The organism is Pseudonocardia sp., assembly GCF_025465255.1.
Lineage (GTDB): Bacteria > Actinomycetota > Actinomycetes > Mycobacteriales > Pseudonocardiaceae > Pseudonocardia.
The window spans coordinates 1-21,738 of sequence record NZ_JAODNI010000168.1; the positions used below are offsets into that span (position 1 = coordinate 1).

Here is a 21,738-nt window from a genome sequence, read left to right on the forward strand (position 1 = left end):
GCGAGCCTGCGGCCGAGAGGGCCGCCCTCGGCCGGGCCCGCACCGCGGTGCGCGAGGAGATCACCCGCAGCCGGGCCGCGGCTCCGGCGCAGGCCGGCATCTTCGACGCCCACGCGCTGCTGCTCGACGACCTGCTCACCGAGGCGTACGTGGAGGTCGACGCCGGGGAGTCGGCGGCGCGCGCCTGGGCGGCGGCCGCCGACCGCAACGCCGCAACCCTGCGCGCTCTGCCGGACGCCTACCAGGCGGCGCGGGCCGCCGACGTCGAGGCGGTCGGCGAGCAGGTGCTGCGCGTCCTCGTCGGGGCGTCCGCCCTGCCCGAGCCGCCGCCCGGGCAGCGGGTGGTCCTCGTCGCGACGGACCTGACGCCGGCCGCGGCGGCGGCGCTCGACGCGGACCGCGTCGCCGGGGTCGCGCTGGAGGGCGGCAGCCCGACCGCCCACTCGGCGGTGCTGCTGCGCGCCCGCGGGATCCCGGCCGTGGTCGGGACCGGCCCCCTCGGGGTCGCCGACGGCGTCGTGGTGGCCCTGGACGGCGGCCGCGGCGAGGTCGTCGTCGATCCGGCAACGGAGGTCCGCGCCGCCTACGAGGAGCGCGCCGAGGCCGAGGCCGCCCGCCGGAGCGCCGCCGCGGCGCGGGCCTCCGCCCCTGCCGAGACGGTCGACGGCACGCGGGTCCTGGTCGGCGTCAACGTCGGCGCGGACCCGACGCCCGCGCCGGGTGCCGACCTCGCCGGGCTGGTCCGCACGGAGTTCCTGTTCCTCGGCCGGGACACCGCACCCGGCGTCGACGAGCAGGTGGCGGCCTACCGCGCCGTCGCCGAGGCGCTGGGCGGGCGGCGGATCACGCTGCGCACCCTCGACGTCGGCGGTGACAAGCCGCTGCCGTACCTGCCGACCCCCGCGGAGGCCAACCCGTTCCTCGGCGTGCGCGGGCTGCGGCTGGCACTCGCGACGCCCGGGCTCCTCGCCGACCAGCTGCTCGCCGCGGTGCGCGTCGCGCACGAGACCCCGGTCAGCGTGATGTTCCCGATGGTCAGCACCCTCCCCGAGGTGCAGGCCGCGCTGGCGGCGCTGGACGACGCGATCGCCCGCGAGGGCCGCGGCCGCCCGGCCGAGCTCCAGGTCGGGATCATGGTCGAGGTGCCGGCGGCCGCGCTGAAGGCCCGCGTCCTCGCCCGGCACCTCGACTTCCTCTCGATCGGCACCAACGACCTCACCCAGTACGCGCTGGCGGCCGAGCGCGGCAACCCGGCGTTGGCGGCGTTGGCGGACCCGCTCGACCCCGGCGTGCTGCGGCTCGTCGACGCGGTGTGCCGGGGGGCAGGGGATCGCGCGCTGGTCGCGGTGTGCGGCGAGAGTGCCGCCGACGAGGCGGCGGTGCCCCTGCTCGTCGGGCTCGGGGTACGGGAGCTCAGCGTCGCCGCGCCCGCGGTCGCCGTCGTGAAGGACGCCGTGCGGGCGGTGCACCTGCCCACTGCCCGGGCCCTCGCCGCCGCCGCGCTCGACGCGGACGGAGCGCCGGAGGTGCGGGCGCTCGTGGCCGGCGCGCGCTGAAGCCATCAGGCTGAGCCGTGCGCCCCTGGTGCGCCGTCGGCGTCCCGGGCACGGTGGTCGGCATGGGGCCCGAGGAGATGGCGCGGTTGTGGGACGAGCACACCGCGGGGGAGTTCGCGCTGCGCGACGTCGACGCGACCATGGCGACGATGGTGCCGGAGCCCTCTGTCGTCCACCTGCCCACGCTGATCGGTGCGCAGGGGCAGGAGGGCGTGCGGCGGTTCTACGCCGAGGAGTTCATCGGCGAAGGAGCCGCCTGATCTGGCGTTGAAGCTGGTCAGCCGAACGGTAGGGGAGGAGCGCGTCGTCGATTCCATCCGCTGGTGTGGAGCCGGCGCCGCTTCGCCCTGCCCGACCAGCCGCCGTGGGAGCTGCCGACGCTGAGCGAGGTCGAGGATCAACGGATCGGCCGCAGGCGCTGGTGGTCCACGTCCGCGGACGGGGACTCGTCGTGCTCACCGGCTGCGGGCACGCCGGTGCGGTGAACATCGCCCACTGCACGGGCTGGAAGGCGCAGCACCGGTTGGCGGCGGCGCTGCCCGAGGCGTTCGTGCCGAACGCCGTGGGCACGTCCCTCACCTTCGCCGCACCCGGATCCGGGCCCCGGTGCGGGTGATCGACATCGCGAGCGGGACTCGCCGCACCCTGCGCGGACTGCTCGTTCGGGGAAGACCTGATGCTCGGGTCGGCTACGTTCACAGTCTCTCGGAGTCAGACGTCGCCGAGGAGGGGAGTGGGGAGCCGTGACCGATCCAGCGGAAGCCTTGCGCGCGCTCATCCATGAGATCGATTCGGGCGAGATCGCCGCCGACGAGGTGCAGAGGGCTTACCTCCTCGGTGCCGTGGACACCCTGGAGTCCCTGCCCACGGACCGGCCGGGCGGCGTACAGGATCCGCCTGTTCAGTAGACGACCCTTTACTGTACAGTCGAGGCATGGGCAGCGCGAAGAAGGAGATCGTCCGGGCCATCGGGTACGTCCGGGTGAGCACCGGGGGACAGGTGGAGTCCGGCGCCGGCCTGGACGCTCAGCGCGAAGCCCTTATGACAGATGCCGCCCGGCGGGGGTGGGACCTGACCATCGTCGCGGACGAGGGGCTGTCCGGCGGAACCCTGAAGCGCCCCGCCCTGATCGAGGCCCTGGCCCGCCTGGACCGTGGAGACGCGGACGTCCTCATGGCCTCGAAGCTCGACCGCGTGTCCCGGTCGGTCACGGACTTCGCGGAGCTCCTCGAGCGGGCCACGGAGAAGAAGTGGCGACTGGTCCTCCTGGACCTCGGAGTCGACACCTCCACCCCGGCGGGGGAGTTCGTCGCGAACACCATCGCGAACAGCGCGCAGTACGAGCGTCGCCTCACCGGGCAGCGCACCCGCGAGGCCCTGGCGGCGAAGAAGGCCACCGGTGTCCGTCTCGGCCGTCCGTCGGGACTGTCCACCGAGACCATCGCGCGCATCGTGCAGGAGCACCGGGACGGCGCGTCCCTCCGGAAGATCGGCGCCGGCCTGGAAGCGGACGGCGTCCTCACCGGCCGGGGCGGGACGAAGTGGCACGCGAGCGCCGTGAAGGCGGTGCTGGAGGGTCAGGACGCCGCGGTACTCGCCCGCTAGCGACGAGGTCACCCACGGACGTGGCTGGGGCGGGAATGCCTCGAATTGTCATAACGTCGATTATCGGCTCAATGTAGAAGGCCGTGGGACGGGGCGAAAGCGCCGCTCAGGGCCCTGCCGCGCGGCCGATGTCCCGTCGCGCGGCAGGCGCCCCGTGGGTCTAGTTGCCGCGACCGGTCTTCGCCTGGAGGTCGTCGATCCGCTTGGACGCGTCCGCCTTGCTGAGGCCGTCGAGATCCTCCGCCGCGTCCTCGCCGGCCTGCTGGGTCAGCGTCTCGAGGTACGAGCGCTGCGGGCCGGTCATCGGCTCGTCGCCGGTCGTCCAGTCGTCCGGGTCCTTCTCGGCCGGCCCGGTCTGCTGCGGAGCGCTGTTCTGATCCGTCATGGGATCGAACATATCTTCGATCGCCCGCTCTCGCGCGGCGAACCGGTATCCGGCACGGATGTTATGACAGTCCCGGCCCGGAACCCCTGCGGCGCAGGGACCGTGCGTCGCCGACTCAGCCGGGGGTCGGCGGCTGGTCCACCAGCTGCGCCAGGTAGAGCTGCTCGCCGAGGCGCTCGATGAGCTCGAGGTTCGTCTCGATGTAGTCGATGTGGTGCTCCTCGTCGGCGAGGATCTCCTCGAACAGGTTGGCCGTCGTGTGGTCCGCCTTGGAGCGGCACATCGTGATTCCCGGGCGCAGGCGCTCGACGACGGCGAGCTCGATCTGCAGGTCCGCCTCCAGCTGCTCCTTGACGGTCTGCCCGATCCGCAGCGTCCCGAGGCGCTGGTAGTTCGGCAGGCCCTCGAGGAAGAGGATGCGGTCGGTGATGATCTCCGCGTGCTTCATCTCGTCGATGGACTCGGCCCGGGTGTACGCGGCGAGCTTCGTGAGGCCCCAGTTCTGCTGCATCTTCGCGTGCAGGAAGTACTGGTTGATCGCGGTCAGCTCGCTCGTGAGCTGGTCGTTGAGCAACGAGATGATCTCGGGGTCGCCACGCATGAAAGGTCCTCACGGTCGTCGCACTCGAAGGGCGACGCCGACGCTAGTGGCTTCTGACCTGCCGGGACCATGCAGGGCGGACTGGGCATCGGGTAGGCATCCCTCTGCGGAGGTGACGCTGGGGAATCGGATCCTACGGTGCGTCACGCCGTGAGCGGGAGGCCTGCGATCTCCGACGGTGCGAGCTCCGTGGCCAGCAGGACGTCCACGGCGTTCAGGCACGAACCGCACCCCGTGCCGGCGCCGCAGGCCTCGCCGATCTCCTCCACGGTCCGGGCGCCCTCGCCGATGCAGTCACGCAGCTCGACGTCCGTCACCGCCGCGCAGATGCACACGTACATGCAGGCCACCCTTCAGTCAGGTAAGCCTATGCTGCCATTCGGCATCCCCTGCTGACAAGACCCGCTTCACCCGCGCTGCCTGGTTAGGCTCGTTCATGTGCCGCTCGACGAGTACCGCCGCAAGCGTGACCGGCACCGGACCCCGGAGCCGATCCCGGACGAGGAGCCCGCCGCGGGAAGCGGCGACCGGTTCGTCGTCCAGGAGCACCACGCCCGCGCCCTGCACTGGGACCTGCGCCTCGAGCACGACGGCGTCCTGGCCTCCTGGGCCGTCCCGAAGGGCCTTCCGGCGGACACCGAGACCGTCCGGCTCGCCGTCCGCACCGAGGACCACCCGCTGGAGTACCTCGAGTTCTCCGGGGAGATCCCGAAGGGTGAGTACGGCGGCGGCCGGATGACCATCTGGGACCGCGGCACGTACGAGGCGGAGAAGTGGTCGGACCGCGAGGTCGCCTTCCGGCTGCACGGCGAACGCACGCAGGGCCGGTTCGTGCTGATCCGCAGCAACCGGCAGCGCCGGGACGGCTGGATACTGCGCCGCTCGGAGCCCGTCAGCGGCCACTCCCCTCTCCCCCGGGACGTCACGCCGATGGAGGCCGTTCCCGGCGAGCTCCCCACGGGCGACGAGTGGGTGCTGCAGATCCGCTTCGGCGGCCGCCGGGTGATGGTGCGCGTCGACGGCGGCCGGGCCGTCGTGACCGCGGACGGCGAGGAGATCACGGCCCCGACCCTGCGGGAGCTCGGCCCGTCGCTGGGCGCCACGTCGATGCTGCTCGACGCCGAGCTGACGAAGGCCGGCGAGCTGTGGCTCTCGGATCTGTTGTACCTCGACGGGCGGGACACCCGCTGCCTGCCGTTCCGCGAACGCCGGAGGCTGCTCGAGGAGCTGCCGCTCACCGGGCCGCACTGGCGGGTCGCACCCGTCTTCCCGGCGACCGACCCGGACGCGGTGCTCGCCGCCGCGCGGGACCAGGGGCTGCCGGGCGTCGTCGCGAAGCGCGTCGACGCCCCGTACGAGGCCGGGCCCAGCGGGAACTGGATCGAGGCCGGCGTGCGCGCGCCGCCGCCGCGGCCGCCGGTCCCGACCAAGGTCGGGCGGGCGAAGCTGACGAACCCGGACAAGGTGCTCTACCCGCTCATCGGCACGACGAAGGCGGACGTCCTGGCGTACTACCTGACCGTCGCCGACGTGATGCTGCCGCACCTCGAGGGCCGGCCGGTGACGATGGTCCGCTGGCCGGACGGCGTCGAGAAGCCGTCGTTCTTCGAGAAGGACGTGTCCCGGCACGCGCCGCCCTGGATCCGGACCGTCCGGGTCGGCACGCCGGGCGGGCGGTCGGAGAACGCGGAGTTCCCGCTGATCGAGAGTGTGGAGGGGCTCGCGTGGGCCGCGAACCTCGCGGCGCTGGAGCTGCACGTCCCGCAGTGGAAGGTGGGCCCGCGGGGTGGGCGGCGCAACCCGGACCTGGTCGTCTTCGACCTCGACCCGGGCGAGGGGACGACGGTCGTCGACTGCTGCCGCGTCGCCGAGCTCATCGCGGACCTCCTCGCCGAGGACGACCTGCAGGCCTACCCGCGCACGTCCGGCGGGAAGGGACTCCACCTCTACCTGCCCGTCACCGTGTCGAAACCGGAGAGGACGGTCGAGTTCGCGAAGGACGTCGCCGAACGGCTCGCGAGACAGGAGCCACGGCGCGTCGTCGCCGTGATGGCCAAGGCGAGGCGCCGGGGGCGGGTGTTCGTGGACTGGAGCCAGAACGACACCGCGAAGACCACCGTCGCCAGCTACTCGCTGCGCGGGCGGCCCCTCCCGACCGTCGCCACCCCGGTGACGTGGGAGGAGGTCCGGGCGTGCCGCCGGCCGGAGAACCTGATCTTCACCCTGGACGACCTGCCCGGCCGTCTCGACGAGCACGGTGACCTGCTCGGACCCCTGTTGTTCACCGATCGTCAACGACTCCCCCGGCGCAGGTGACCGGGCCGGGGTGGCAGGGTTCACGCGTGGGAGACCGGCATCCGTACCTCGACGGACCCTATCCGCGGGCCTACGCGCACCGCGGCTGGCACATCGGCGAGCTCGCCGGGTGCGAGAACACCCTCGCCGGGTTCGTCCGGGCGGTGGACGAGGGCTTCTCCTACATCGAGATGGACGTGCATGCGAGCGCCGACGGCGTCGCGATGGTCCATCACGATCCGACGCTGGACCGCACCACCGACGGCCACGGCGCGCTGTCCCGGCTGCCCGCGGCGGAGATCGGGTCCGCCCTGGTCGCGGGCCGGGAGCCGATCTCGCGCCTGGAGACCGTCCTGAGCACGCTCCCGACCACCCGGTTCACCATCGAGCTGAAGTCGGACGCGGTCGTCCTGCCGACCCTCGCCGTCCTGGAGCACCTCGACGCCTGGGACCGCGTGTGCCTCGGCGCCTTCTACGAGGCGCGGCTGCGCCGGGCCCGCGCCGCCGGTGGCGGCCGGTTGCTGACCTCGATGGGGCAGAGCGCCGCGATCGGGCTGCGCGGCCGGGCGTGGCTGAAGGCCGTCCCGGGGCCGACCGGCGTGGTCAGCCCGCTGCTGCCGAGGGTCGCCGGCGGGCTGGCGCAGCTGCCCCGCGCACTCGGGACGCTGCGGGTGGTGGACCGGGAGCTGCTTCGCGAGGCGCACCGGCGGGACATCGAGGTGCACGTGTGGACCGTGAACGACGAGGCGGAGATGCGACAGCTGCTGGACCTCGGCGTCGACGGCCTGCTCAGCGACCGCCCCGACGTGCTGCGGGACGTGCTGAGGTCCCGCGGCGAATGGCCCGGTTGATCCATCCTGCGGATAAGGTGCGCGGATGAACAGCCAGGCGCCGGAGAAGGACGCGGGCACGCGACGTCGGATCGTCGCCTGGGGTCTCTGGGACTGGGGCTCCTCGGGCTTCAACGTCATCGTGCTGACCTTCGTCTTCTCGGTCTACCTGACGGACTCGGTCGGCAAGGAGCTCCCCGGCCCGATCAGCGCCAACAGCTGGCTCGGCTGGGCGATCGGGGCGTCCGGCCTGGTCGTCGCCCTGATGGCGCCGGTCATCGGCCAGTCCGCGGACCGTGCCGGCCGCCGCCTGCGCTCGACGGGCCTCTGGACCGCCGCCTGCGTCCTGTGCCTGCTTGCGATGATCGCCGTCCGGGCGGACCACCACTACCTGTGGCTCGGCTTGCTCCTGCTCGGTGGCGCGTCGCTGTTCTACGAGCTCGCCGTCGTCAGCTACAACGCGATCCTCCGGCAGATCTCCACGCCCGAGACGATCGGGCGCGTCTCCGGTTTCGGCTGGTCGATGGGCTACTTCGGGGGGATCGTCGCCCTGCTGGCGGCGTACGTCCTGCTGATCGCGAACGACGGGGGCCTGCTCGGAGTCAGCACCGAGGACGGCTTCAACATCCGGCTCGTCGCGCTGCTCTCCGGCATCTGGTTCGCGGTGTTCGCGATCCCGCTGTTCCGGATGGTCCCGGAGGCCCCGGCGGCCCTCGAGCGGCCGCCGCGGCTCGGGGTGGCCGCCAGCTATCGCAAGCTCTTCCGGGACCTGCGGGACCTTTACCGCGCCAGCCCGCACACCGTCTACTTCCTCGCCGCGAGCGCGCTCTACCGGGACGGCCTCGCCGCGGTCTTCACCTTCGGCGGGGTCCTCGCGGTGACGGTCTACGGCATCGCCGCGGACGACGTCCTGATCTTCGGGGTGGCGGCGAACGTGGTCTCCGCGGCCGGGGCACTCGCCGGTGGCTGGCTCGACGACCGGCGCGGTCCGAAGATCGTCGTCGCGGGGTCGCTGATCGGGATGATCGCCGCCGGCGTCGTGCTGCTGTTCCTGTCCGGGCCGACCGCGTTCTGGATCTTCGGGCTCGCGCTGTGCCTGTTCGTCGGGCCGGCCCAGTCGTCGTCGCGCACCTACCTCGCCCGGCTCACCCCGGCGGGCCAGGAGGGCCAGCTCTTCGGCCTGTACGCCACGACCGGCCGGGCCGTGTCCTTCATCGCACCGACGCTCGTCGGGCTCTTCACGTACCTGTTCGCGACCGACCGGGCGGGGATGGCCGGGATCCTCCTCGTCCTCGCGCTCGGCGTGCTGGCGCTCTGGAAGGTCCGGGCACCCGCACCTGCCCTCGCGCCGGCCGCCTGATCCCCCGCGTCCCTGCCGTCACGGACCATCTGACCTGCGACAACTCGACGATAGAGCGATCCCCGGCAAGCAATGGGTAACGAGAAACGGGCGTCAATGTTAATAACGCGCGAGAACCGGTGACCTAAGTCACAGTTGGCTGACAGGTCACATCAGCGTGTGTCAGAGGGCCGGATGGTGGACACTCTCACCTCGGGCAGCCATGAACCGCCGTCGGGTACACGCCGACGGCACGGTGAGTGAATGCGCCCCGCTCGGGAATGGACGCCTGGCAGCAGACGTTACACCGGGTGGCGACGACGTGACCGTCGAGGGGTGCCGCCCTCTCGGCTTTGAGATGGGGAGGATGACGCATGGCCGACCGCGTGCTTCGTGGCAGCCGGCTCGGGGCTGTCAGCTACGAGACCGACCGTAACCACGACCTGGCGCCGCGACAGATGGTGCGCTACGCGTTGTCCAACGGACACGAGTTCGAGGTGCCGTTCGCGAACGACGCGGAGGCCCCCGCCACGTGGGAGTCCCCGCAGGGCGGGCTCGGACGCCGGGTGGACGGTGTCGAGCCCGAGCAGAAGAAGACCAAGCCGCCGCGTACGCACTGGGACATGCTCCTGGAGCGGCGTTCGATCGCCGAGCTCGAGGAGCTCCTCTCGGAGCGCCTGGAGCTGCTGCGGGAGCGTCGCGCCGAGATCGCGTGACCTCCCCGATGCACCGCTGACGCGCGCGCAGACACCACGAAGCCGGGCCACCTCCCGTGGGGCCCGGCTTCGTCGTGTCCGGGGCAGGTCACCAGGATGGGGCCATGCCCGACACCCCCGCGGCCTCCAGGCGGATCCGTGACCTCGCCGACGCCCATGTCACCGCGCAGGCCACCCTGGACCCGCTGCTGGCCACCTCGATCGGCCTGGCCGAGGGTGCTGACCGGCTGCCCGACCTCTCCCCCGCGGGCGGCGAGGCGCTCGACGCCCTCGCCCTGGACACCCTGACCTCGCTCGACGCCGTCGAGGCCGCCGGCGTCGACGGGGACGACGAGCGGCGTTGCGCCCGGCTGCTCCGGGAGCGCCTCGGCGCCCAGCTCGCCTCGAGCGCCGCCGGTGAACGGCTCCGCAACGTGCAGACGCTGTTCGGCCCGGTCCAGGAGGTGCGGATGGCGTTCACCCTGATGCCCACCGCCACCGAGGACGACTGGCAGGCGGTCGCGCGCCGGCTCGCGGCCGTCCCGGCGGCGTTCGGGGGCTACGTCGAGTCCCTGCGGGAGGGCGCCCGGCACGAGCTGCTCGCCGCGCCCCGGCAGGTCGACGCCGTCGTCGCGCAGCTGGAGACCTGGGTCGCGGCCGGGGACGGCCGCGGCTGGTTCGCCACCTTCACCGACGACGCGGACGTCCCCGCCGCCCTGCGGTCCGAGCTGAACGCCGGCGCGCGCTCGGCGGCCGAGGCCGTCGCGGCGCTGCGCAACGTCCTCGCCCGGGAGTACCGGCCCGCCGCCGAGGGCACTCCGGACGCCGTCGGCGAGGAGCGCTATCGGATCGCCGCCCGCCGCTGGAACGGCGCGGACATCGACGCCCGCGAGGCCTACGAGTGGGGCTGGTCGGAGTTCCTGCGGCTGCGCGGCGAGATGGCGGCCGAGGCGGAGCGGGTGCGGCCGGGGCTCACCGCGAGCGAGGCGATGGCGTACCTGAACACGGATGGTCCGGCGATCGAGGGTGTCGAGGCCGTCCGGGAGCACCTGCAGGCGCTCATGGACAAGGCGATCACCGTGCTCGACGGCACCCACTTCGACCTGGCCCCGCCGCTGAAGCGGGTCGAGGCGCGGATCGCGCCCGCAGGCAGCGCGGCCGCCCCGTACTACACCCAGCCGTCGCTCGACTTCGCCCGCCCGGGCCGCACCTGGCTGCCGACGCTCGGCCGCACCCGGTTCCCGATGTGGGACCTGGTCAGCACCTGGTACCACGAGGGCGTCCCGGGCCATCACCTGCAGCTCGCGCAGTGGGCCCACCGCTCGGGCGAGCTGTCCACGCTGCAGACCACCGAGGTCGGCATGGTCAGCGCGAACGTCGAGGGCTGGGCGCTCTACGCCGAGCGTCTGATGGACGAGCTCGGCTACGTCACCGACCCCGGTGAGCGGCTCGGCTACCTCGACGCGCAGATGATGCGGGCGATCCGCGTCGTCGTCGACATCGGCATGCACCTCGAGCTGGCCGTCCCGGCGGACTCCCCGATCGGGGCCGGCGAGACGTGGACCCACGACCTGGCGCGGGCGTTCTTCGGCGCGCACAGCGGGCGGGACCCGGAGTTCCTGGACAGCGAGCTGCTGCGCTACCTCGGCGGCCCGGGGCAGGCCATCAGCTACAAGCTCGGCGAACGGGCCTGGCTGGCGGGCCGGGAGGCCGCCCGCACGCGACAGGGCGCGGACTTCGACCCGAAGCGCTGGCACATGGCGGCGCTGTCCCAGGGCTCGCTGGGCCTCGACGACCTGGTCGCCGAGCTGGCGGCGCTCTAGCCCGACCTAGGCGTCCACGACCTGGCCGGGCTCGTCGACCAGGGGCGGCAGGGTCGACCAGGGGAAGTTGATCCACCGGCCCGTCCGGCGCCACACGTACTCGCAGGCCACCTCGCTGTGCGGCTTCTCGTAGACGACGGCGGTGCGGACCTCGGCGACCTTGTCCCCGCAGAAGTCCCGGACCAGCTTCAGCGTGGCGCCGGTGTCCGCGACGTCGTCCGCCACGAGGACGTTCGCACCGGACAGGTCGACGACGTTCGGCACCGGCGGCAGCACGACCGGCATCGGGAGGCGCTCGCCCACGCCGGTGTAGAACTCGACGTTCATGACGTGCAGGTTCTTCACACCGAGGGCGTAGCCGAGGGCGCCCGCGACGAAGAGCCCGCCGCGGGCGATCGACAGGATGATGTCCGGCCGGTAACCGCTGTCCGCGACCTGCACCGCCAGCTCACGCGACGCCGTCCCGAACAGGTCCCAGGTCAGCGTCTCGCGCTCCTCCGCCATGGCGGAGAGCCTTCCACGGGCCACGGATCGGGGCAGACCGGGTCAGGCCGGGACGGAGCCCTCGTTCGTCGTCTCCTCGGGCTTGCGGCGGAGTCTGCGCAGGCGGTGCGCGAGGCCCCACTGCGTGACGCGCAGCAGCGCCTCCCCCACGATCGCGCTGCTCATCTTCGACGAGCCGCGCTCGCGCTCGGCGAAGGTGATCGGCACCTCGCGGACGCGGAACCCGGCCTGGTAGGCGCGCCAGGCCATGTCCACCTGGAAGCAGTACCCCTGCGACGAGACGTTCTCGAGGTCGAGCTCCTCGAGCACCTGGCGCCGGAACACGCGATAGCCGCCGGTGATGTCCCGGATCGGCACGCCGAGCGCGAGCCGGGAGTAGATGTTGCCGCTGCGCGAGATCCACTCGCGGTGCGTGGGCCAGTTCACGACCTCGCCGCCGTCGACGTACCGGGACCCGAGCACGAGGTCCGCCCCCGGGTCGGTCAGCGCGGCGAGCAGGGAGGGCAGGTCCTCGGGGGCGTGCGAGCCGTCCGCGTCCATCTCGACGACGACCTGGTGCTCGCCGGACAGGGCGTGCCGGAAACCGGCGAGGTACGCGGCGCCGAGGCCGGCCTTGCCCGGGCGGTGCAGCACGCGGATCCGTGGGTCCGCCGCCGCCATCTCCTCGGCGAGCTCGCCCGTGCCGTCCGGGCTCGCGTCGTCGACCACGAGGACGTCCGCCGCCGGTACGGCGGCGTGCAGCCGCGTCACGATCGGTCCGAGGTTCTCCCGCTCCTCGTACGTGGGGATCACCACCAGTACCGGGCCCGGGGGCTCAGCCATCCTCGTCCTCTCTCACCGTGGGCCCACTCTCACCATGGGCTCCCCTGGCCGCCGGTGCCCCGACGACGGCGGGGTCCGTGCGCCGGCGACGGCCAGCCAGGACCGCCGTGCCGATCGCCACCACGCCGACGACGGTCAGCATCCACTCGGGTACCGACCGCAACCGCGATGCCAGGGTAGTGGTGTCGCGCAGCACCGTTGAATCGACCAGAGTTCCGGGCACGAACTGCCCGGTACTGGCGGTCACCGTACCGTCCGGCGTGATCGCCGCGGACACGCCACTGGTCGTGACGACGATCGAGGACCGATCGTGTTCCACGGAACGGATCTTCGACATGGCCAGTTGCTGGTAGGTCATCTCGCTCAGCCCGAACGTCGCGTTGTTGCTCGGCACCGCGAGGACGGTCGCGCCGGCGTCGACACTGTCCGCGACGAGGTCGTCGAACGCGACCTCCCAGCAGATGGTGATGCCCACCGGGATCCCGGCCGCGTCCAAGACCCCGGGGCCCGGCCCGGGCACGAAGTTGCCCGCCCGGTCGACCCAGCTGGAGAACAGCCGGAAGAACGAGCGCCACGGCATGTACTCGCCGAAGGGCTGGATGCGCCGCTTGTCGTTGCGGGCGACGGGCCCCGAGACGGGGTCCCACAGGAGCACGGAGTTGCTGGTGGTCCGGTCCGCGTTCACGAGCACGCTGCCGACCAGGATCGGGGCCTTCACCAGCGCGGCGGCCCGGCTGATCTCGGCGGCGGCGTCCGCGTTGCGGAACGGGTCGATGTCCGAGGAGTTCTCCGGCCAGATCACGACGTCCGGCTGGGCCTGCCGGCCGGCGGCGATGTCCGCGGCGAGCTGCTCGGTGACGCGGACGTGGTTGTCCAGCACCGCGCGGCGCTGCGCGTTGAACTCCAGGCCCAGCCGCGGCACGTTGCCCTGGACCGCGGCGATGGTCACCGTGCGCTCCGGACCGTCGACGGTGGCGGGGACCAGGGATGCGACGGGCCCGGCGGCCAGGGCGAGGACCAGGAGCACCGCCGGGACGGCGGCGCCGCGGATCTCCCGACGGACCAGCCGGCGGACGATCTCGGCCAGCGCGAACCCGGCGAGCACCGTGACGAACGAGAGCAGCGGGACGCCGCCGATCGACGCCGTCGGGAGGAAGAGGCCCTCCGGCTGCCCGAACCCGGCGCGCCCCCACGGCAGCCCCCCGAACGGCACCCGACCCCGGACCGCCTCGATCCCGACCCACACCGCGGCGGCCCAGAGCGCGGCCCCGCGCAGCCGGGAGACCACGGCCGTCCCCGCACCGGCCAGGCCGAGGAAGAGCGCCTCGAACACGCACAGCGCCATCCAGGGCAGCGCCCCGACCATCCCGCCGGTCCAGCTGAGCAGCGGCAGCAGGAACGCGAGTCCGAAGAGGAACCCGAGGAGGAACCCGCGGCGGGCCCGGACGTGCCGCACGACGGCGAACAGCAGGCCGTAGGCCACGGGCGCGAGCCACCAGAGGGGGCGGGGCGGGAACGTCGCGTAGAGGAGCAGGCCCGCGCCGACGGCGACCAGGACCCGGGCGAGCGTCGGCGCGAGCAGCCGCGAGCGGAGCGGGGTCGGGGCGGCGTCCGCGGGTGGGTCGAGGGTCGGGGCGGCCACCGGACGAGCGTACGGCGCTCAGCCGGCGGCGGGTGTGAGGGCGTGCGCCCGGACCGCGGGCCCGATGAGGTGCGCGTTGCCGAGCAGGTCGAGCGCGCCGGCGGCGCCGGCGGTCCGGCGGAACCACTCGTAGCCGTAGGCGGCGGCGAAACCGGTCTCCGGGACGTCGTCCGGGGTGACCTGGCTGGCGTGGGCGAGGATGGCCGCGCGCTTGGCGGCGAGGTGCCGCTCGTCGCCGGTCACGGCCAGGCCGATCTCCGCGGTGACCCGCCCGAAGTCGACGTCCGCGGCGCGGGCCGCGCCGTGCACCAGGTGCCCGCCCGGGGCGGTGACGTGCAGGTGTTCGCGGTCGACGGTCGTCCGGTAGACGGTGGCGCCGGTCAGCTCGCCTGCGATGGACCCGACGACCCCGGACATCCGGTGGTCCGGGTGGCCGTAGACGCCCAGCTCGTCGTCGACGATCAGGGTGCCGGCGCCCTCGGCATCCGCCAGCTCGGCGATCCGGCTGGCCAGCGCGAGCGGCTCGGCGGCGGCCAGGGCGAGCGGGTGGTGGTTGCTCGGGTCCCCGGGGAGGCCGGAGTCCCGGCGGTTCAACATCACGAGGCGGGCGACGCCCAGGATCTCGGCCGCGTCCTCGAGCTCACGGATGCGGCGTTGGGCGACGGACTCGCCGGCCGCGAGCGGGACGAGCGCCTCGCCGAGGTCCCCGGACGTGGCCATGACGAGGACGACGCGGGCGCCGGCGTCCGCGAGGCGGCGCAGGGTGAGCCCGGTGAAGATCGCCTCGTCGTCCGGGTGCGGGTGCAGGGCGAGGACGGTGTGACCGGACAGGTCGACTGCAGGAAGCATGAAGGGTGTTCGCAGACGTGCGGGGCCGCTCGAGCGGCCGGGCGGACGGTTCCGGGGGTTCAGCGCGAGGTGCGACAGGACCCCGGACAGCAGAGCCCGGTGACGGGGCGGCAGCTGGTCCGGCGAATCACGGGGCAGATGATGCCACAGCCGCCCCGGATCCCGGCGCGTCGGGGCTCAGCGGCGTGTCTCGTGCAGCGTGCGGCCGGCACGGACCAGGCGCAGGCACGTGGCGCCGTCCCAGAGGGCGTAGCTCGCGGGCGCTCCCTCGCGCAGCTGTGCGCCGCCGGTGTGCGCGGCGAGGGCGGTGCCGGGATCCACGGCGAGGTCGGGGTTGGTGTGCTCGACGGCCGCACGGACGCCCGCCCACGGGTCGACGGGCGTCACGGGCGAGTCCGAGCCGAACTCGAGGGGGACACCCGCGGCGTGGAGCTGCGCGAACGGGTTCATCGTGGCGGCCCGGGCCGGGCCGAGCCGGGTGGCGTACATGCCCGCCGGCCCGCCCCAGGCGGCGTCGAAGGCGGGTTGGACGCTCGCGACGACACCGAGCTCGGCGAGCCGGGCGATCTGTCGGGCGTCGACCATCTCCAGATGCTCGAGCCGGTGCCGGGCGGCCCGGACGGCCTCCGGTGACGTCGCGGCGGCCGCGGCGTCGAGCCCGGCGAGGACGAGGTCCGCTCCCCTGTCGCCGATGACGTGGAAGCCTGCCCGGATGCCGGCGCGGGTGCAGGCGACGAGGTGGGCGGCGACGGCGTCGGCGTCGAGGTAGCGGTTGCCGCGGCAGCCGGGGGCGTCCGTGTAGGGCTCGCGGAGAGCCGCCGTGCGGGAGCCGATCGAGCCGTCCACGAACAGGTCTCCGGCGAGGCCCGCGGCGCCGGTCCGCGCCACGAGGTCGCGCGCCTCGTCCGCAGTGCCGACCGCCTCACCCCAGTAGCCGACGACCTCCACGCCGCTGTCCGCGCCGAGGAGGTCCGCGCCGAGGAGGTCTGCGAGGTCGTCCCGGCCGGAGACGTCCGGGCCCGCGCACTCGTGGACGGTGCCGACGCCGCGGCTCGCCGCCAGGTCCAGGAAGGCCCGCTGCGCGGCGCGGCGCTGGCCGGAGTCGAGGGCGGCGAGCGCGGCCCGGCGGACGTGATGGTGGGCGGCCGCGGCGAGCGGGCCGTCCGGGCTCCAGCCCTCGGCGCCGACGGTCCCGGGTGCGCGGTCCACCAGGGCGGTGGAGACCAGCGCGGAGTGGACGTCGATCCGGCTGAGGTAGACGGGCCGTCCGCTCGCGGCGCGGTCGAGCTCGGCGCGGGTGGGCACCCGGACCGGTGACCAGCGGTTCTCCTCCCACCCGTGGCCCCAGAGGACCGCGGCGGGCGGGGCCGCGGCCACCGCGTCGAGCAGCTGCCCGGGGGTCCGGCATTCGGTGAGGTCCAGGCCGTCGATCAGCAGCCCGGACGCCGTGGCGTGCACGTGCGCGTCGACGAAGGGCGGCGTGACGGTGGCGCCGTGCCAGTCCTGCACCGCCGCACCGGCGGCGCGGTCCGCGGCGTCGGCGGCCGGGCCGACCCAGGTGATCCGGCCGTCCGCGACCTCCAACGCCGTGGGGCACGCTCCGGGTGTCCGGAGTCCGGTCAGCAGGGTGCGGGGCACACCCGCAGGTCTATCAGCCCCGCCGGCCCGTCAGTACGGGCGCCGCGGCATGAGCAGCCACAGGATCGCGTACACGATCACCTGCGAGCCGGGAAGGATGAGCGACAGCAGGAACAGCAGGCGGACGACGGAGACGTTCCAGCCGAAGCGCTCCGCGAGGCCGGCGCAGACGCCGGCGATGATCGCTCCCTGGCGGGGACGGGTGAGGGTGGTCGCCACGAGGACTCCTTCTTCGCATCAGCGGCGGATCTCGTCGCTGCAGGAACCACGGTGCCGGTACCGGGGTGGTTTCTCCTCCGGGAACGCCCCGATACGCCCCCCGAGTTCCCCCGGAGGCGCGGCTGTGGACAACCACAGGGCTGTTCGGGGGTATGCAGCATCTGTTCGGGTGTCAGACGACTGCGCCGGACGACGGATCACCCGATCTCGTCCACAGGCACCCGACGAGGTGCTGGTCCGGGTTCCATGATCGCCATAACGTCCGGTCCGTGCCCCGCTTCCGCCGCCTCCGTGCCGCTCCCCTGGTCGTGCTGACGACGTTCCTGCTGCTCCCCGCCGTCGGCCCGCCCGCGTGGGCGGAGGCGCCCCTGCCGACCGCCGTCGTCGCGCTCGGGGACAGCACCGCCTCCGGAGAGGGGGCGGACGCCTACGAGCCCGGCACCCGCGGCGAGAACGGGAACTGGTGCCACCGCTCGTCGAACGCGTTCGTGCACCGGACGGGGCTGGCGGACGCCGGGATCAACCTGGCGTGCTCGGGAGCGGACTCGGCGGACGTCGGGTTCGGCGCGGCCGGGCGGAACGGCGAGGGATCGCAGGCCGCGCGGCTGCGGGAGGTCGCCCGGACCCACCGGGTCGTGGCCGTCACGCTGCAGGTCGGCGCGAACGACGAACCGGCGCTGACCCGCACCGCGGTGGCGTGCATCCGGACCTTCGTGGACCCGACCGTCGCGCCGTGCCGGGACACCGTCGGGCCGCAGTGGGCCGGACGGCTCGCGGCGATGGCCCCGCACGTCGAGACGGCGGTGCGGGACGTCCAGCAGGCCATGCGGGACGCCGGGTACGCCGACGACGGCTACGCGTTCGTCCTGGCGTCCTACGCGTCCCCGGTCACCGAGGCCATGGGGCCGCTGCACGGGGTGGAGGGCTGCCCGCTCAGCCGCCCGGACGCGGGCTGGGGTCGTACGGTCGCGTTCCCACAGCTCGCCGAGGCGCTGCGCGGGGTCGCGGAGCGGACCGGCGTGCGGTTCCTGGACCTCTCCCGCGCCGCGCAGGGGCACGAGGCGTGCAGCCACGGCACGACGGCCGGCGAGTGGCAGCGGCGGATCACGGTGGACCCGCAGGCGCTTGTCCATGGCCGGCTCGACGCCCTCGGCCAGCACCTCTTCCAGGAGTCCTTCCACCCGAACGCCGAGGCGCACGCCCTCCTGGGCGGGTGCCTCGGCGAATTCGTGAAGGCCGGGGCGCTGCAGGGCGCCTGCGAGGTCACCCCGCAGGGCGGCCTGCGGGCGAACCCGGGCCTGCGGCCGATGATGTCGGCAGCGGCGTGAAGGCCCAAGGGCCTGTCTCCCGGATCCACGCCGGCGGGAGATCCGGGAGACAGGCCCTAGAGGACGACCAGGTCCCGGGGGCGCTTGTTGAGCTGCTCGCAGCCGTCCTCGGTGACCACGACGATGTCCTCGATGCGGGCGCCCCAGCGTCCTTCCTGGTAGATCCCCGGCTCGATGCTGAAGGCCATCCCGGGCTCGAGCGGCAGTGCGTTGCCGCCGACGATGTAGGGCTCCTCGTGCACGTCGAGCCCGATGCCGTGCCCGGTGCGGTGCACGAACTGCGCGCCGAAGCCCGCCTCGGCGATCGGGGCCCGGGCCGCGTCGTCGACCTGCTCGGCCGTCACGCCGGGGCGAACGAACCGCACCGCACGGTCCTGGGCCTCCTGCAGCACCGCGTAGGTGTCCCGGATCTCGGCGGACGGCTCGGCGCCGACCGCGTAGGTGCGGGTGGAGTCCGAGTTGTAGCCGCCGGGCAGCGGCCCGCCGATGTCGATGACGACGACGTCGCCGCCCTCGATCACCCGGTCGGACACGTCGTGATGCGGGCTGGCGCCGTTCGGCCCGGACCCGACGATCACGAAAGCGGCGGCGGCGTGCCCCTCCTCGAGGATGGCGCCGGCGATGTCCGCGCCGACCTGCGCCTCGGTCCGCCCGGGCTTGAGGAACTCCGCCATCCGCGCGTGCACCCGGTCGATGGCCGCGCCGGCCTCGCGCAGCTGCGCCACCTCGGCCGCGTCCTTACGCATCCGCAGCTCGCGCAGGATCGGGTCCGCGAGCGTCTGGCCGACCTCCGGGAACGCGTCACGCAGCCGCAGGACGTGCCGGGCGGGCATCCCATCCGCGACGGCCATCCGGGACGGACCGCCCGCCAGGTCGCTGACCAGCAGATAGGGGTCCTCGCCGTCCGTCCACGTCAACACCTCGACGCCGAGCTCCTCCAGCGGCACCCCGGCGAACCCGGGAGCCTCCAGCTTCGGCACCACCAGCGCCGGCGGGGCCAGGTGGCCGGCGGCGGGGAGCACCAGGCAGGTCAGCCGCTCGTGGGACTCGCCCTCGTGACCCAGCAGGTACCGGAGATCGGTGCCCGGGGTGATCAGCACGACGTCCGAGTCCTGGGCGGCGGCGACCTCACCGGCGCGGCGCAGGCGGTCGGCGAGCAGCTCGGTGGGGACGGCAGCAGTCATGCCGACGAGGATATTCCGGGCGGGTCGTCGGGTGGCGCCGGGATCGGGACTGGCATATTCCCTCACCGTGACCGACGACCGTCCCGTGATGCTGCTCGACGCCGCCAGCATGTACTTCCGCGCCTACTACGGCGTCCCGGAGTCGATCACGGCCCCGGACGGGACGCCGGTGAACGCGGTCCGCGGGTTCTGCGACATGGTCTCCCGGCTGGTGAGCGAGCAGCGACCGGCGCGGCTCGTCGCCTGCCTGGACCTGGACTGGCGGCCCGCGTTCCGGGTGGCCGCGCTGCCCTCCTACAAGGCGCACCGGGTGGTGGCCGAGCAGGCGGCGGACACCAACCCGGCCGGGATCCCCGAGGAGGTCCCGGACACGCTCGGCCCGCAGGTCCCGATCCTGCTGGAGGTCCTCGCCGCGGCGGGGATCGCGACCGGCGGGGCCGAGGGCCACGAGGCGGACGACGTGATCGGGACGCTCGCGCACACCGAGTCGGTGGACCCGGTGCTCGCGGTGAGCGGGGACCGGGACCTCATGCAGATCGTCCGCGAGGAGCCCACGCCGGTGCGGCTGCTCTACGTCGGCCGTGGGCTGGCGAAGGCGGAGCTGCTGGGCCCGGCGGAGGTCGCCGAGAAGTACGCGGTGCCCGTGGGCCGGGCCGGCGAGGCCTACGCGGAGATGGCGATGCTCCGCGGGGACCCCTCGGACGGCCTGCCGGGCGTCCCGGGTGTCGGGGCGAAGACGGCGGCGACGCTGGTGAGCCGCTTCGGCTCGTGGGCGGAGCTGCGCGCCGCGATCACCGACGCCGGGGACACGCGGCTGGCGTCCACGGTGCGGTCCAAGCTCGCGGCCGCGGCGCCGTACCTGGAGGTCGTCGAGCCGGTGGTGCGGGTGGTGCAGGACGCGCCCGTGCACCTGGACCGGCCGGACACCCTGCCCGCGACGCCCGTGGACCCCGACGCGCTCGTGGCGCTGGCGGAGCGGTGGGGCCTGACGTCGTCCATGGAGCGGCTGGTGACGGCGCTGCACAAGGCGGCGTCCTAGGTATGCAAGGACGTCGCTCCGCTACCCGGGCGGTGGCGGAACGGCGTCCCTGCGCGCGAGAGCGGCCGGCGGGTTCCGGGGTCAGACGCGGCCGACCTGGTACGTCCCGTCCTCGTCCAGGATCGTGACAGGCACCTTCACTGCCTCGCCGTCGACCTTCGCGTCGCAGGTGAACGCGTCCCCGGGCGCGACCTCGACCCCGCTCGGGCAGCTCACGTCCGTGGCGCCGAGCTTGTAGTCCTGCTGCAGGATCCGGGTGACGCCCTGGTCGAGCGCGCCCTGGTCGAGGGTGCGGGTGGTCAGGTAGCCCGGCGTCACGAACAGGACGACGGCGGCCGCGACGAGCAGCACGAGCACCACGCCGCCGATGACGAACGGGAGCGGCGAACGCCCCGGCCGGCCCGGCGAACGGCGAGACCCGCCCTGCGCCTCGCGCGGGTCCCAGGCCGGCGGCGTGGGGGCTTCGCCACCCTGCTGTCCGGGTCGGCCCTGGTGCCCGGCCCACGCCTGCTCGTCGGGCGGGCCCTGCGTGCCGTGTTCCGGGGACCAGCCCTGCTCACCCGACCACGCCGGCTGGCGCCCGTGGTCGACGGAGCCGTCGGGCCGACCCTGCCGGTCGCCGCCCCGGCCCTGCCCGGTCTCGCCGCCGCCGGCGCTGTCCCACTGCTGCTCCGGGTCCCACTGCTGCTCCGGGTCCCGGTGGCTGCCTCGCGGCTGCTCCCGGGCCGGGTCGCCACCGTCCTCGGGGGCACGGTCCGCGTAGCGGGCGGGTCCCGCGTCCCGGCCGCGGTCGGCTTGGGCCTGGTCCTCGTGCCACCCGCCGGTCGACGACGCCGTGCCGCCCTGGTCGGTGCCGGCGGGATCCCAGCCCCGGTCGGTGCCCGAAGACGACCGGTTCTGCTTCGCGCCACCTGACGGCGACCAGCCCTGGTCGGCACCCGGTCGGTGACCGGACCGGCCCTGATCGGGGTCGCCCTGCCGTCGGTCCCCGTACGGCTGGTCCCCGTACTGCTGCGCGCCGTACTCCTGTCCGCCGTACTGCTGGTCGCCCGGGTGCGACCCGTATCCGGGCTGCCGCGGCCGGTCGTACCGCAGCTGGTCGTAGCGAGCCTGCTCGTACTGCTCGCCGCCGTACTGCGCGCCGTGCTGCGGCGACCCGTACCCGATCTGCGCACCCTGGTCCCGGCCGGCCGAGCCCCAGCCCTGCCCGGCCTGCGGCTCCGCCGACCAGCCACCTCCCCAGCCACCTGCGGGCGGCGTGCCCCAGTCCGGCCCGTCGGGAGCCTGCGGGGTGTCGGCATCGTCCCCGCGGCGGGGCGTGCCGTGCGGTCCCTGTGGCGTGCTCATCGAGAACCTTCCGTGTCCGGCCGTCCGCGGCCTGTG

The 21,738-nt window shown here is 73.9% G+C and carries 23 protein-coding genes; 12 read left to right on the forward strand and 11 right to left on the reverse strand.

Annotation, left to right across the window (positions count from 1 at the left end; genetic code table 11):
* The 5 genes from ptsP to JWP64_RS20420 form a co-directional block, all read left to right on the forward strand.
* Positions 1-1,556: phosphoenolpyruvate--protein phosphotransferase (ptsP, locus tag JWP64_RS20400; protein ID WP_297499551.1), on the forward strand; the 1,556-nt coding region annotated here is incomplete at its 5' end.
* A gap of 62 nt (positions 1,557-1,618) precedes the next feature.
* Entirely contained in the window at positions 1,619-1,816 is a 198-nt protein-coding gene (locus tag JWP64_RS20405) for a hypothetical protein (protein ID WP_297499553.1), read from the forward strand.
* A 191-nt stretch (positions 1,817-2,007) separates the two neighbouring features.
* Positions 2,008-2,172, forward strand: coding sequence for a hypothetical protein (locus JWP64_RS20410; protein ID WP_297499555.1), 165 nt, complete (start codon positions 2,008-2,010; stop codon positions 2,170-2,172).
* 127 nt (positions 2,173-2,299) lie between these two features.
* Positions 2,300-2,464 carry a hypothetical protein gene (locus tag JWP64_RS20415; RefSeq protein WP_297499557.1) on the forward strand — a complete coding sequence of 55 codons (165 nt, stop codon included), beginning with the start codon at positions 2,300-2,302 and terminating at the stop codon, positions 2,462-2,464.
* A gap of 26 nt (positions 2,465-2,490) precedes the next feature.
* The gene (locus JWP64_RS20420) at positions 2,491-3,162 is read left to right on the forward strand and encodes a recombinase family protein (protein ID WP_297499559.1); all 672 of its coding nucleotides are present in this window, start codon (positions 2,491-2,493) and stop codon (positions 3,160-3,162) included.
* A gap of 160 nt (positions 3,163-3,322) precedes the next feature.
* Here JWP64_RS20420 and JWP64_RS20425 read toward each other — a convergent pair whose 3' ends face one another.
* From JWP64_RS20425 to JWP64_RS20435, 3 genes are all read right to left on the reverse strand, one after another.
* Entirely contained in the window at positions 3,323-3,547 is a 225-nt protein-coding gene (locus JWP64_RS20425) for a DUF3072 domain-containing protein (RefSeq protein ID WP_297499561.1), read from the reverse strand.
* Positions 3,548-3,662: 115 nt separating this feature from the next.
* Positions 3,663-4,148 (reverse strand): bacterioferritin, encoded by a 486-nt coding sequence (gene bfr, locus JWP64_RS20430; protein ID WP_297499563.1) that lies wholly within the window; start codon positions 4,146-4,148, stop codon positions 3,663-3,665.
* Between the two features lie 143 nt (positions 4,149-4,291).
* Positions 4,292-4,489: a bacterioferritin-associated ferredoxin gene (locus JWP64_RS20435; protein WP_297499565.1), complete on the reverse strand. Its 198-nt coding sequence runs from the start codon at positions 4,487-4,489 to the stop codon at positions 4,292-4,294.
* A 97-nt stretch (positions 4,490-4,586) separates the two neighbouring features.
* Here JWP64_RS20435 and ligD point away from each other — a divergent pair, with 97 nt between their 5' ends.
* From ligD to JWP64_RS20465, 5 genes are all read left to right on the forward strand, one after another.
* Positions 4,587-6,464, forward strand: coding sequence for a non-homologous end-joining DNA ligase (gene ligD, locus JWP64_RS31625; RefSeq protein WP_366890305.1), 1,878 nt, complete (start codon positions 4,587-4,589; stop codon positions 6,462-6,464).
* 26 nt (positions 6,465-6,490) lie between these two features.
* A complete protein-coding gene (locus tag JWP64_RS20450) occupies positions 6,491-7,294 on the forward strand; it encodes a glycerophosphodiester phosphodiesterase family protein (RefSeq protein WP_297499567.1) in 804 nt (267 codons plus the stop codon).
* 25 nt (positions 7,295-7,319) lie between these two features.
* Positions 7,320-8,633, forward strand: a complete 1,314-nt coding sequence (locus JWP64_RS20455) for an MFS transporter (protein WP_297499569.1) — start codon at positions 7,320-7,322, stop codon at positions 8,631-8,633.
* A gap of 353 nt (positions 8,634-8,986) precedes the next feature.
* The gene (locus JWP64_RS20460) at positions 8,987-9,328 is read left to right on the forward strand and encodes an RNA polymerase-binding protein RbpA (protein ID WP_297499571.1); all 342 of its coding nucleotides are present in this window, start codon (positions 8,987-8,989) and stop codon (positions 9,326-9,328) included.
* Positions 9,329-9,432: 104 nt separating this feature from the next.
* Positions 9,433-11,130: a DUF885 domain-containing protein gene (locus JWP64_RS20465; protein WP_297499573.1), complete on the forward strand. Its 1,698-nt coding sequence runs from the start codon at positions 9,433-9,435 to the stop codon at positions 11,128-11,130.
* 6 nt (positions 11,131-11,136) lie between these two features.
* Here JWP64_RS20465 and JWP64_RS20470 read toward each other — a convergent pair whose 3' ends face one another.
* The 6 genes from JWP64_RS20470 to JWP64_RS20495 form a co-directional block, all read right to left on the reverse strand.
* The gene (locus JWP64_RS20470) at positions 11,137-11,634 is read right to left on the reverse strand and encodes a phosphoribosyltransferase (protein WP_297499575.1); all 498 of its coding nucleotides are present in this window, start codon (positions 11,632-11,634) and stop codon (positions 11,137-11,139) included.
* Positions 11,635-11,676: 42 nt separating this feature from the next.
* Positions 11,677-12,456 carry a polyprenol monophosphomannose synthase gene (locus JWP64_RS20475; protein WP_297499577.1) on the reverse strand — a complete coding sequence of 260 codons (780 nt, stop codon included), beginning with the start codon at positions 12,454-12,456 and terminating at the stop codon, positions 11,677-11,679.
* Complete coding sequence (lnt, locus tag JWP64_RS20480; RefSeq protein ID WP_297499579.1) at positions 12,449-14,098, reverse strand: apolipoprotein N-acyltransferase; 1,650 nt, start codon at positions 14,096-14,098, stop codon at positions 12,449-12,451. The genes JWP64_RS20475 and lnt overlap by 8 nt, the downstream gene beginning before the upstream one ends.
* A gap of 18 nt (positions 14,099-14,116) precedes the next feature.
* Positions 14,117-14,947 carry a PIG-L deacetylase family protein gene (locus tag JWP64_RS20485; protein ID WP_297499581.1) on the reverse strand — a complete coding sequence of 277 codons (831 nt, stop codon included), beginning with the start codon at positions 14,945-14,947 and terminating at the stop codon, positions 14,117-14,119.
* A gap of 177 nt (positions 14,948-15,124) precedes the next feature.
* Positions 15,125-16,585 carry an amidohydrolase family protein gene (locus tag JWP64_RS20490; RefSeq protein ID WP_297499583.1) on the reverse strand — a complete coding sequence of 487 codons (1,461 nt, stop codon included), beginning with the start codon at positions 16,583-16,585 and terminating at the stop codon, positions 15,125-15,127.
* 30 nt (positions 16,586-16,615) lie between these two features.
* The gene (locus JWP64_RS20495) at positions 16,616-16,804 is read right to left on the reverse strand and encodes a PspC domain-containing protein (protein WP_297499585.1); all 189 of its coding nucleotides are present in this window, start codon (positions 16,802-16,804) and stop codon (positions 16,616-16,618) included.
* Positions 16,805-17,073: 269 nt separating this feature from the next.
* On the opposite strand from JWP64_RS20495, the gene JWP64_RS20500 reads away from it, so the two are divergent.
* Positions 17,074-18,132, forward strand: a complete 1,059-nt coding sequence (locus JWP64_RS20500) for a GDSL-type esterase/lipase family protein (RefSeq protein ID WP_297499587.1) — start codon at positions 17,074-17,076, stop codon at positions 18,130-18,132.
* Positions 18,133-18,188: 56 nt separating this feature from the next.
* On the opposite strand, the gene JWP64_RS20505 is transcribed toward JWP64_RS20500, so the two are convergent.
* The gene (locus JWP64_RS20505) at positions 18,189-19,316 is read right to left on the reverse strand and encodes a Xaa-Pro peptidase family protein (protein ID WP_297499589.1); all 1,128 of its coding nucleotides are present in this window, start codon (positions 19,314-19,316) and stop codon (positions 18,189-18,191) included.
* 88 nt (positions 19,317-19,404) lie between these two features.
* On the opposite strand from JWP64_RS20505, the gene JWP64_RS20510 reads away from it, so the two are divergent.
* Positions 19,405-20,355 carry a 5'-3' exonuclease H3TH domain-containing protein gene (locus JWP64_RS20510; RefSeq protein ID WP_297499639.1) on the forward strand — a complete coding sequence of 317 codons (951 nt, stop codon included), beginning with the start codon at positions 19,405-19,407 and terminating at the stop codon, positions 20,353-20,355.
* Positions 20,356-20,436: 81 nt separating this feature from the next.
* Here JWP64_RS20510 and JWP64_RS20515 read toward each other — a convergent pair whose 3' ends face one another.
* Positions 20,437-21,702: a DUF4333 domain-containing protein gene (locus JWP64_RS20515; protein ID WP_297499591.1), complete on the reverse strand. Its 1,266-nt coding sequence runs from the start codon at positions 21,700-21,702 to the stop codon at positions 20,437-20,439.
* Between the last annotated feature and the right edge of the window lie 36 nt (positions 21,703-21,738).